The 11,972-nt window shown below is 52.9% G+C and carries 8 protein-coding genes; 7 read left to right on the top strand and 1 reads right to left on the bottom strand.

Features of this window, described 5'->3' with window-relative positions; translation table 11 throughout:
• Positions 1 to 349: 349 nt before the first annotated feature.
• The 7 genes from J1785_RS09285 to tcyN all read left to right on the top strand — a co-directional run bounded on the left by J1785_RS09285 (position 350) and on the right by tcyN (position 6,968).
• Positions 350 to 1,660, top strand: a complete 1,311-nt coding sequence (locus tag J1785_RS09285) for a FliC/FljB family flagellin (protein ID WP_217219278.1) — start codon at positions 350 to 352, stop codon at positions 1,658 to 1,660.
• A gap of 307 nt (positions 1,661 to 1,967) precedes the next feature.
• The gene (locus tag J1785_RS09290; protein WP_129951483.1) at positions 1,968 to 2,690 is read left to right on the top strand and encodes an RNA polymerase sigma factor FliA; all 723 of its coding nucleotides are present in this window, start codon (positions 1,968 to 1,970) and stop codon (positions 2,688 to 2,690) included.
• 54 nt (positions 2,691 to 2,744) lie between these two features.
• Positions 2,745 to 3,251 (top strand): flagella biosynthesis regulatory protein FliZ, encoded by a 507-nt coding sequence (gene fliZ, locus J1785_RS09295; protein ID WP_129951482.1) that lies wholly within the window; start codon positions 2,745 to 2,747, stop codon positions 3,249 to 3,251.
• 187 nt (positions 3,252 to 3,438) lie between these two features.
• On the top strand, positions 3,439 to 4,449 hold the full coding sequence (locus J1785_RS09300; RefSeq protein ID WP_129951481.1) for a D-cysteine desulfhydrase: 1,011 nt from the start codon (positions 3,439 to 3,441) through the stop codon (positions 4,447 to 4,449).
• Between the two features lie 135 nt (positions 4,450 to 4,584).
• Positions 4,585 to 5,385 (top strand): cystine ABC transporter substrate-binding protein, encoded by an 801-nt coding sequence (gene tcyJ / locus J1785_RS09305; RefSeq protein WP_217138315.1) that lies wholly within the window; start codon positions 4,585 to 4,587, stop codon positions 5,383 to 5,385.
• Positions 5,386 to 5,550: 165 nt separating this feature from the next.
• Positions 5,551 to 6,219 carry a cystine ABC transporter permease gene (gene tcyL, locus J1785_RS09310; protein ID WP_129951479.1) on the top strand — a complete coding sequence of 223 codons (669 nt, stop codon included), beginning with the start codon at positions 5,551 to 5,553 and terminating at the stop codon, positions 6,217 to 6,219.
• On the top strand, positions 6,216 to 6,968 hold the full coding sequence (gene tcyN / locus J1785_RS09315; protein WP_129951478.1) for an L-cystine ABC transporter ATP-binding protein TcyN: 753 nt from the start codon (positions 6,216 to 6,218) through the stop codon (positions 6,966 to 6,968). The genes tcyL and tcyN overlap by 4 nt, the downstream gene beginning before the upstream one ends.
• 636 nt (positions 6,969 to 7,604) lie before the next feature.
• On the opposite strand, the gene putA is transcribed toward tcyN, so the two are convergent.
• On the bottom strand, positions 7,605 to 11,579 hold the full coding sequence (gene putA / locus J1785_RS09320; protein WP_217219279.1) for a trifunctional transcriptional regulator/proline dehydrogenase/L-glutamate gamma-semialdehyde dehydrogenase: 3,975 nt from the start codon (positions 11,577 to 11,579) through the stop codon (positions 7,605 to 7,607).
• Positions 11,580 to 11,972 lie beyond the last annotated feature (393 nt).

Consider the following 11,972-nt stretch of genomic DNA (forward strand, 5'->3'; position numbering starts at 1 on the left):
CGGCGAGCAAATCAGCATCGGTATCGGTTCAAGCGCAGGCTGGAATCTGGCAGCTGCAAATGCTGACGGTACATCCAGCAACAGCATCAACACCAGCGCAAATATTACGACCGCTGAAGCAGCATACGGGCATCTAAATTTCTATGGCAAGAATAGCTGGCTGTATGAGGGGTAATTTGCGGGTTTAGTTTGCCCTATATAAGAAAGAAAAAACGGGGGAACGTTTTTTTTCGTTTTTTTTAAATTCTGGCTAAAGGTTCCTGTGTAAGCGCCGATACAAGTTTGGACGGTGATAAAGCCGTAGGCCGAAAGCCTAAACCTAATTAACAGACTTTAAGGAAATCATACTATGGCGGTAATCAACACTAACAGCTTGTCCCTGATGACTCAGAACAACCTGAACAAATCTCAAGCATCCCTGGGCACCGCCATTGAGCGTCTGTCTTCTGGTCTGCGTATCAACAGCGCAAAAGATGATGCAGCGGGTCAGGCGATTGCCAACCGTTTCACGTCTAACATCAATGGCCTGACTGTTGCTTCCCGTAACGCTAACGATGGTATCTCTCTGTCACAGACTGCTGAAGGCGCGCTGGGCGAAATCAACAACAACTTGCAACGTATTCGTGACCTGACCGTTCAGGCACAGAACAGCTCTAACTCCGCATCAGACATCGACTCCATCCAGTCTGAAGTTAACCAACGTATGGAAGAGATCAACCGCGTTACTAAACAAACTGACTTCAACGGTATTAAAGTCTTGGACAACCGTACTGCGGCCACCAGTTCTTATGATTTCCAGGTGGGTTCTAAAGACGGCGAGCAAATCAGCATCGGTATCGGTTCAAGCGCAGGCTGGAATCTGGCAGCTGCAAATGCTGACGGTACATCCAGCAACAGCATCAACACCAGCGCAAATATTACGACCGCTGAAGCAGCATACAAAACTGCTTATGACACTAAACTTGCTAAACCTGCTGATGCAACGGCCGCTGCTGCTGTTGTGACTGGTGCTGCAACAGAACTGACGGCCTATGCAGATGCAGCGGCGGGTTCAGCAACAGAAAAAACAGCTGAAGTTGCATTACGTACTAAGCTGGGTGTGAGTTCAGACGCAGATATTTCTGCTGCGCTGGCTAAAGTTAAAACCGGTTACCCAACCGCTGGTGCTATTGCTGGGGACAAAACTACTGCCGACACTCAACTGAGTTCAGCTTTGTTAGTTGATAGTAACCTGTCAACTTACTCTGCTGCGAAAACGGCTGGCGCTGACGCTGCCATCGCTGCTGGCGCACCAGGTACCGTAGTGAATGGTAACCTGCGTACCGTAGCCGCTGAAGGCTTCGACGTTCTGACTGGTAAAGTTGATGAGAATGGCGTTTCTGCGGGTACTTCACCACTGGCTGATATTGATGCTGCACTGAAAGCTGTTGATACTCAGCGTTCTTCACTGGGTGCTTCACAGAACCGTTTCGAGTCTACCATCACTAACCTGAGCAACACCGTTGACAACCTGACCTCTGCACGTAGCCGTATTCAGGATGCAGACTACTCTACCGAAGTGTCCAACATGAGCCGTGCACAGATCCTGCAGCAGGCGGGTACTTCAGTATTGGCGAAAGCTAACCAGGTTCCTCAGTCTGTATTGTCCCTGCTGCAATAATTGTCTTAGTCGACAAATTACGCAGTTCGGTTATAAACAGAACAAACCTCGCTCCGGCGGGGTTTTTTTTAACCAAAATTTACCATTCTTAAGGATTAATGCTACGCATTCACTGGTATAATTTAGGATAATCTTTAGGTTGTGATCTTTTTTTAATCGATCGTTGACGCGTTACCGGCAGACGTCTGCAAACAGAATGTGCGAGACATAATCAAAATAACCGTGCTTTTCAGGCCTTATTCAGCCGATTGAACAGCGGTTATCACTGGCACAATCATACTGACCCTCAATTTGCCAGGTTACGACAGTGAGCGATCTGTATACCGCCGACGGCGTGATAGACAAAAATTCTTTGTGGCAGCGCTATGTTCCGCTCGTGCGCCATGAAGCCCTGCGTTTGCAGGTGCGGCTTCCCGCCAGCGTAGAGCTTGATGATCTACTGCAAGCGGGGGGGATCGGCCTGTTAAATGCGGTTGAGCGTTTTGATGCGATGCAGGGGACGGCATTTACCACGTATGCCGTTCAGCGTATTCGTGGTGCCATGCTTGATGAGTTGCGTAGCCGCGACTGGGTGCCGCGCAGCGTCAGACGTAATGCGCGCGAAGTGTCTCAGGCGATGCATAGCGCAGAACAAAAATTAGGGCGACCGCCGAGTGAAGGAGAGGTGGCGCAGGTGCTGGATATTCCCATCGAGGAGTACCGGCAGATATTAATGGATACGAACAGTAGCCAGTTGTTTTCTTATGACGAATGGCGCGAAGAGCACGGCGATACTGCCGAGGCATTGATGGAAGGGCACGAAGAGGCCAACCCGTTACATCATCTGTTGGAGGGCAATTTACGCCACCGGGTGATGGAAGCTATCGATGCGTTACCAGAACGGGAAAAGATGGTACTTACGCTTTACTACCAGGAAGAGTTGAATTTAAAAGAGATCGGGGCGGTGCTGGACGTCGGGGAATCCCGGGTAAGCCAGCTCCACAGTCAGGCGATTAAGCGTTTGCGAACCCGTCTGGCTAACGACCACTGATCCGCTTTTTCCTGGCCGGTTATACATTTTATATCCCTTATCAGGAATAAATTTATGCCAGCGGGAATCAAAACAAGGCCTTTAAGCCGTTATCTTAAAGATTTTAAACACAGTCAGACTCATTGCTCACAGTGTGCAAAAGAACTCGACAGGATGGCACTGGTGTTTCGCGGGCAAATCATCAATAAAGAGGCCATCGCCAAGATGGACCAGCCTATTGATGATGACGTGTGGCACAACCTGTCGCAGGAACTGACCGCGCTGTGTCGTTTTTGCAGTGAGATAAGCTGTAACAGCCATTCGTCATATTTTGACATTATGGCGTTTAAGCAATACCTGTTTGAGCAGACTGAGATGAATCACAGCACGGTGCGCGAGTATGTTGTCCGCCTCCGCCGTCTGGATGAAATCCTCTCTGCAAACAACTATCCTCTGGAGAAACTTTCAGGGGACAGTATCCACCAGCGAATCATCAGTGATTTACCGGTGGCGGGTCATGACAACTACCGTATTGCCCTGCGCAAATACGACCAGTATCTGGCCTGGCAGAAATCCGCGTAATCGGATCTCAGACAGACTGACGCGCAATGCACAAACAGGCTCCTCCGGGAGCCTGTTTTTTTGTCTTGAATCTGTCCGCAGTTTCTATAAATTCTTTATATACTGACTCAATAACCCGTCTCTGAATCTAACCTACTTTAACGATAACAACTTCGTACCGCTCTGTGCCGTGCGTCAGGGGAACACTGTGCCTGCTAAAATTTCTTTGCTTAAAACCCGGCTGGAAGCCTTCGATCGTCTCGATTTACTGTGCAGTGCCACACCACTGGAAAAACTGCATCGTCTTTCTGAATACGTCGGCCGCGATATTTACATCAAACGTGATGACATTACACCGCTGGCGATGGGGGGCAATAAGCTGCGCAAACTGGAATATCTGACCGCGGCTGCGCTGGCAGAAGGTGCCGATACGCTGGTCACTGCCGGTGCCATTCAGTCAAACCATGTACGCCAGACCGCCGCCGTAGCCGCTAAACTGGGCCTGAAATGCGTTGCCTTGCTGGAAAACCCGATCGGCACTACCGAAGCAAATTATCTGACCAACGGCAACCGTCTGCTGCTGGATCTCTTTAACGTGGAAGTGGTGATGTGCGACGCACTGCATGATCCGATGGCGCAACTTGCCGAACAAGCTGAACGCCTGGAGGCACAAGGTTTTCGTCCGTACGTGGTGCCGGTTGGCGGCTCCAATGCCCTCGGCGCACTCGGCTATGTGAAATGTGCGCTGGAAATCGCCGAGCAATCTTCAGCCAGTTTTGTGGATTTCAGTGCCGTGGTGGTGGCATCAGGCAGCGCCGGTACGCACGCCGGTCTGGCGGTTGCGTTGCAACATCTCATGCCGGATACGCAGTTGATTGGCGTGACGGTGTCACGTAGCGCCGATGCCCAACGTCCGAAAGTCGAAGCCATTGCCCGGGACGTGACAACACAATTGCAGCTGGGTGAGAAAACGCCGTCAATTATCTTGTGGGACGACTATTTTGCGCCACGCTATGGTGAGCCAAATGAAGGCGGGACCGCCGCCGTGAAACTGCTGGCAGAGCAGGAAGCGATGTTATTGGATCCGGTGTATACCGGCAAAGCGATGGCCGGTTTACTTGAGGGTATTGAGCGCGGATTATTCCCGGAAGAAGGCCCGATTCTGTTCATTCACACCGGCGGCGCACCGGCACTGTTTGCGTATCATCCGCAGGTTTAATACTCTACAATCTGCTTATGCTTTTTTGAGCTAAGATTATAGAATTATATTCCTGATAACTGGCGCAGTGGGTGCTACTGTGCGCAAATTAGTAGGGGATATAGCGTTCTATAACTAACTATAACTGAGGTGAATATGGGTTTTTCTACACTGCGTCGTCGTTTGCTTCTGGGTGCTGTTGCGGTCACGCTGACCGCAGGCATGGTCAGCAATGCATTGGCTGACGAAGGGTTACTGAAGAAAGTTAAAGATCGTGGCACTTTGATCGTCGGGCTGGAAGGGACTTATCCTCCGTTCAGTTTTCAGGGTGAAGACGGCAAACTGACCGGTTTTGAAGTCGAATTTGCGGATGCGCTGGCGCAGCACATGGGCGTGAAAGCGAAACTGCAACCGACCAAATGGGACGGCATGCTGGCTTCGCTGGAATCTAAACGTATCGACGTGGTGATCAATCAGGTGACCATTTCTCCTGAGCGTGAGAAAAAATATGACTTCTCTACGCCGTACACTGTTTCCGGTATTCAGGCGCTGACCAAAAAAGGACAGGAAGGCACCATCACTAAGCCTGAAGATCTGAAAGGCAAAAAAGTCGGTGTAGGTCTGGGCAGTAACTACGAGCAATGGTTACGTCAGAACGTGCAGGGTGTGGATATCCGTACTTATGATGATGACCCGACTAAATATCAGGATCTGCGCGTAGGCCGCATCAACGCTATTCTGGTAGACCGTCTGGCAGCACTGGATCTGGTCAAGAAAACCGGTGATACCTTAGCGGTTGCAGGCGCGCCTTTCTCCCGTCTGGAATCGGGCGTGGCGATCCGCAAAGACAACCCGGAACTGCTGGCCGCGATCAACAAAGCGATTGCTGAAATGCAGCAGGACGGCTCACTCGCGAAGATCTCACAGAAATGGTTCGGCGCGGATGTAACGAAGTAATGCTCGTCATAACTGAACTTGCCTTGGCGTTAGCTGCGCTTGCTCGCCCGAATCACTTACCTGTGTAAGCTCATCGGGACTTGCGCACTTGCTGACTTGATGCAAGTTCATTTATTTAGAGCATCGGTGAATATCTCAAAGATCCAGAAAATCTAAAGGTCTTAGATGCAAGAAAGTATTCAACTGGTGCTGGATTCAGCACCATTTTTATTGAAAGGGACACTGTTTACGCTTCAGCTCAGTCTGGGCGGGATGGTGTTCGGTCTTATTCTGGGCTTCGTGCTGGCGCTGATGCGCCTTTCGCATTTCTGGCCACTGTCATGGTTGTCGCGTTTTTACGTCTCCGTTTTCCGTGGCACGCCGCTGATCGCCCAGCTGTTTATGATTTACTACGGTCTGCCCCAGTTTGGCATTGAGCTGGATCCTATCCCGGCGGCGATGATTGGCCTCTCCCTCAATACGGCGGCGTATACCTCTGAAACCCTGCGTGCGGCGATTTCGTCTATCGAAAAAGGGCAGTGGGAAGCGGCAGCCAGTATCGGCATGAATCCGTGGCAAACCCTGCGCCGCGTGATTTTGCCGCAGGCCGCCCGTACCGCGCTGCCTCCTCTGGGCAACAGTTTCATCGGGCTGGTGAAAGATACCTCGCTGGCGGCGACTATTCAGGTGCCGGAACTGTTCCGGCAGGCACAACTGGTTACCTCACGCACACTGGAAGTGTTCACCATGTATCTGGCGGCATCGGTCATTTATTGGGTGCTGGCGACCGTTTTATCCTTCCTGCAAAACCGTCTGGAAGACCGCGTTAACCGTCAGGATCAGGAGCCTTCATGAGTACTATTGACGTAAAGCAACTGACTAAAAAATTCCACGGACAAACGGTGTTACACGGTATTGATTTGCAGGTGAATGCCGGGGAAGTTGTGGCGATCATTGGCCCCAGCGGCTCGGGTAAAACCACCTTATTACGCAGCATTAACCTGCTGGAAGAGCCGGACGGCGGCACCATCAAAGTCGGTAATATCGAAATTGATGCCAGTAAGCCTGTCAGTAAACAGAAGAATAACGTCCGTGAACTGCGCAAGCAGGTAGGGTTTGTTTTCCAGAACTTCAATCTGTTCCCGCACCGTTCAGTGCTGGAAAACATCATTGAAGGGCCGGTGATAGTGAAGGGCGAGCCGAAAGAAAAAGCCATCGCCACGGCACGTCAGCTACTGGAAAAAGTCGGGTTAAGTGGCAAAGAAAATGCCTATCCGCGCCGCCTCTCCGGTGGTCAGCAGCAACGCGTTGCCATTGCCCGCGCACTGGCAATGAGCCCTGAAGTAATTTTGTTTGATGAACCTACCTCCGCCCTTGACCCGGAGCTGGTGGGGGAAGTTCTCAACACCATCCGTGCACTGGCTCTCGAGCGTCGCACTATGGTGATAGTGACCCACGAAATGAGTTTTGCCCGTGACGTAGCAGACCGCGCTATTTTTATGGATCAGGGAAAAATAGTGGAACAGGGGCCCGCGAAGGAACTGTTCTCAAATCCGCAACATGCGAGAACGAAACAGTTTCTGGAGAAGTTTCTGGCACACTGAGGTCAAAACCGTGGGTTGCCACCCACACGGGCCTCAAGGGGCGCCTGTCGCCGCACCCCTTGAGAATCCCGGGCTCTTTAACTGCGCGCTTCGCTGGAGGCTATGTTTCAGCGAGCGAGGTGATAGCCGCAAAATCCCGCCGCTGCGCGGTGCCCTGCACTCGGGTTACAACCCGCGCAAAAAGAATCGCGGTTTTTCACCTCTCGTTACGGCGTGATTTTGGAACCGGCCTCCGGCTTTTAGTTCGCAACCTCACTGATTTTAATATGAAAGGCCAAATGGTTTTGAATTTAAGATCGTGCGGGCGATTCAGAAATCTTGCTGAACGGAGCGGCCTGAAGACCAAAGGCTTCAGGACCGAGAGAAGGCACCGCATAGCGGCAAGATTTCCAGCCTGTCACAGTGGTTGCTGAAACATAGCCTGCGTGCGGATCACTTGTTTGAAAAAGCGAGGGGAGTTCAGAGGGGAAAAGCTTTTTCCCCTCTGGTCGGTTTCGGCGCGAAAGGCCGCGTGATAACCGTTCTTGAGAAACCGAAATTGTCTCGATCCATTCCTCACTGCAACTGAAATCCAAAAAGTTTCCTCAGGCTTTTTAAAAGCCGCCCACTTGCAGCGGCTCTCCTGCAACTCATGCCTTACCCGATCGTCATCAGACTCGCATTTCCCCCGGCGGCAGCCGTATTCACGCTCAGTGAACGTTCATGTAACAGACGTTCCAGCAGAATATTGTCCTCACCGCGCGCAAAACCCTGTACCGATATAATGGCTCCCGGACGCTGGGCAATGGTCTGGCAAAGTTCGCGCAACTGATCCGCATCACCGTGGTAAATCACCGCGTCAAACACCTGCGTGTCGGTCTGCCAGTCTTTGGCGAAATCGATACGCGCCTGTATCGCTTTTGGCAGGCTGTTGAACAAATCACGTTGCAACGGCGCTTCCGGCCAGAGAATACGGCAACCTGTCGCGGTGACGGCGGCAAGCTGGATCAGGGCATCGTCCTGATTATCAGCCAGCGCCAGAACGCGCTCACGTGGTAACAGCGCGTAAGTGTTGCGTTCGCCGGTAGGTCCCGGCAGGGTACGCAAGGTACCGCCCTGACTGGTTTGGGCGAAACGTTCGCAAACCGTGACAAACTGCTCGCGGTGCTTCTGTTCTGTCGCCCATTGTTGCAGCGCGCGGTGAGGTGCCAGCAAGGCCTCGCGGACGGAGGTATCGAGCGGCAGTTCGCGATCCTGCCGTAACAGGGTTTGCGGTACGGCGTCTTGCGGACGGCTGCTCAGCAGGCGATACAGATACAGCGGGCCTCCGGCTTTCGGCCCCGTGCCTGATAAACCTTCGCCACCGAACGGTTGCACACCCACCACGGCACCGACCATATTGCGGTTCACGTACATGTTGCCGACGTGCGCCTGCTGCGTAACGCGATGAATGGTTTCGTCGATGCGGGTATGAATGCCCAGCGTCAGGCCGTAACCGGCAGCATTAATCTGACCGATCAGCGTATCCAGGTCCTGACGGGCATAGCGCACCACGTGCAGCACCGGTCCGAAGATTTCTTTCTTCATCTCATCAAAGCTTTCCAGCTCGATCAGCGTCGGTTTCACAAAGGTGCCGCGGCTCCACTCCTGCTGGTCAGCGGTAAATTCCTGCGTGGCCTGATACACGGTGCGGCCTTTGGCACGCATCGCATCGATATGTTTTTCGATACCGGCTTTGGCTTCGGCGTCGATCACCGGCCCGATATCGGTACTCAGACGCTCCGGATTGCCCATGCGGCACTCCGCCATCGCACCGCGCAGCATTTGCAGCGTGTGATCGGCGACATCCTCCTGAATGCATAACACGCGCAGGGCGGAACAACGCTGGCCGGCACTGTCAAAGGCCGAGGCCACCACGTCCATGACCACCTGTTCGGTCAGCGCGGAAGAATCAACAATCATGGCGTTCAGGCCGCCGGTTTCGGCGATAAGGGGTGTCGGACGTCCCTGCGGATCCAGACGACCGGCAATGTTGCGTTGCAAGATACCCGCAACATCCGTCGAACCGGTAAACAGCACACCACGGACACGTTCGTCATTCACCAGCTGCGAACCGACCGTTTCCCCCTGACCGGGCAGCAGTTGCAATACGCCAGCCGGTACACCGGCTTCATGCAGAATGCCCACGGCCAGCGCAGCGACCAGCGGCGTTTGTTCAGCGGGTTTTGCCAGTACGCTGTTGCCTGCGGCCAGCGCGGCAGCAATCTGACCGGTAAAGATCGCCAGCGGGAAGTTCCACGGACTGATACAGACCACCGGCCCCAGCGGACGGTGTGTGTCATTGGCGAAATCTTCGCGGATCTGCCCGGCGTAATAATGCAGGAAATCTACGGCCTCACGCACTTCAGCGATGGCGTTATTAAAGGTTTTTCCTGCCTCGCGCACCAGCACACCAAGCAGGTTTTGCAACTGCGCTTCCATCAGTTCTGCGCCGCGTTGCAGGATGGCGGCACGCTCTTCGGGAGGTGTCGCAAACCATATCGCACCGGCAGCAGTTGAGGCATCCAGCGCACGGCTGATTTCCGCCTCCGTCGCTTCCCGAACATACCCGACGATATCGGTATTTTCAGAGGGATTGATCACCGGCAGGAATTCGCCATCATCCGTCTGCGCATCAATTATCGGTTGTGCTTTTACCGGATGGCTGGCGCTTTGCAGCAGGGCGCTGGACAGGGATGCCAGGCGGTGTTCGCTGGACATGTCCAGACCCGCAGAGTTGACGCGTTTGTCACCGTAAAGATTGCGCGGCAGTGCGATACGCGGGTGCGGTAGTCCGACCTGACCTTCACTGGCGGCCAGCGCTTCAACTGCCAGAACCGGATCGGCAACCAGTTCCCCGATCGGTAACGTGGCATCAGCGATACGGTTAACAAAGGACGTGTTCGCACCATTTTCCAGCAGACGACGCACCAGATACGCCAGCAGCGTTTCGTGTGTACCGACCGGGGCATAAATACGGCACGGGCGGTTCAGTTTGCCGTCAGAAATTTTCCCCACCACCTGCTCGTACAGCGGTTCACCCATGCCGTGCAGACACTGGAATTCGTACTGTCCCGGATAATAGTTATTACCCGCCAGTTGATAAATCGCCGCCACGGTGTGGGCGTTATGCGTTGCGAACTGCGGATAAATCAGGTTTGGCACGGCCAGCAGTTTACGGGCGCAGGCCAGATAGGAAACGTCGGTGTAAACCTTGCGGGTATAAACCGGATAATCCTCCAGACCGTCCATTTGCGCGCGCTTAATTTCGCTGTCCCAGTACGCGCCTTTCACCAGGCGGATCATCAGACGGCGGCGGCTGCGCTGTGCCAGATTGGTCAGGTAATCAATGACCATCGGACAACGTTTCTGATACGCCTGGATCACGAAGCCGATACCGTTCCAGCCGGCCAGTTCCGGTTCAAAGCACAGTTTTTCCAGCAAATCGAGAGAGATTTCCAGACGGTCAGCTTCTTCGGCATCAATATTAATGCCGATGTCGTAACTGCGTGCCAGCAAGGTCAGCGAAAGCAGGCGCGGATACAATTCTTCCATCACACGTTCATATTGCGCCCGGCTGTAACGCGGGTGCAGGGCGGAAAGTTTGATGGAAATGCCGGGGCCTTCATAAATGCCGCGACCATTGGATGCCTTGCCAATGGCATTGATCGCCTGCTGATAAGACAGTAAATAGGCCTGGGCATCTTTTCCGGTCAGCGCGGCTTCTCCCAGCATGTCGTAGGAATAGCGGAAACCTTTTTCTTCATGTTTACGGGCATTGGCCAGCGCTTCGGCGATGGTTTCACCGGTTACAAACTGTTCGCCCATCAGGCGCATCGCCATGTCCACGCCTTTGCGGATCAGGGGTTCACCGCTTTTACCGATAATACGGTTCAGAGATTTTGACAGACTTGCTTCATTGTGTGTCGCGACCAGTTTTCCGGTGAACAGCAAACCCCAGGTTGCGGCGTTAACGAACAGCGACGGGCTGCGTCCCAGATGTGAATGCCAGTTACCGTTGCTGATTTTGTCGCGGATTAACGCATCGCGTGTCGGTTTGTCGGGGATACGCAGCAATGCTTCCGCCAGACACATCAGCGCTACGCCTTCCTGAGAAGACAGAGAGAACTCCTGCAACAGGCTTTGCACCATCCCGGCGCGGCCGTTTGCACTCTTTTGGTTTCTGAGTCTGGTGGCGATATCAGCCGCGAGTTTCAGCGCTGCATCATTGAGCGGGGCAGGCAGACGCGCCTGTTCAAGCAGCATGGATACGGCTTCAGGCTCAGGGCGGCGATAGGCGGCGGTGATAGCCGAGCGGCTGACCGACTGTGGCAGAATTTGCTCAGCGAAATCAAGGAATGGCTGGTGGGCTTCCTGAACAGGTTGTACAGCGGCATCTTCCGCACCTTCAGGTGCAGCGCCATTCAGTGCCGGAATTTCCGGCAGTGTATCGCCGTTTTCCAGCCGTTCAAGATAGGAAAATATCGCTTGTTTGATCAGCCAGTGCGGCGTGCGGTCAATTTTGTGAGCCGCTTCTTTTAGCCTGTCACGTGTACCTTCATCCAGCTTCACGCCCATCGTGGTCATACCCATGCGCAAACACTCCATATGAAAAATTTCAGGTGAATTCGTTATCTTTATGTCGAGCAATATCTTCTATGTTGCAACCTTGTGCAACCTTGTTAATGCATGAAGTGTGCCTGTTGTGATTCACCTGGCATTTTTAACAAGAAAATAACGGCATGGATCTTGCCTGTCTTGTCATGGCGTCAATATCAAGGGTTGTATCGGGTGCAACTTTCCGCGCTGCAAAGTACAACCCGTATTGCGGATAACTGTGATGGAGGGTGAATTTTGTGTATTTGAAATGTTAAAAATATTGAAAAGTGGATAAGGCTAAACCAGTATCCGGCTCGACAGTAATTTTGAATAAAAACCATACAGAGTCAGTGACTATATAAAAATATGGAGAGTCTTGCTGCAACC

The sequence above is a fragment of the Rahnella perminowiae genome, from assembly GCF_019049755.1.
In the GTDB taxonomy this organism is placed as follows: Bacteria; Pseudomonadota; Gammaproteobacteria; order Enterobacterales; family Enterobacteriaceae; genus Rahnella; species Rahnella perminowiae.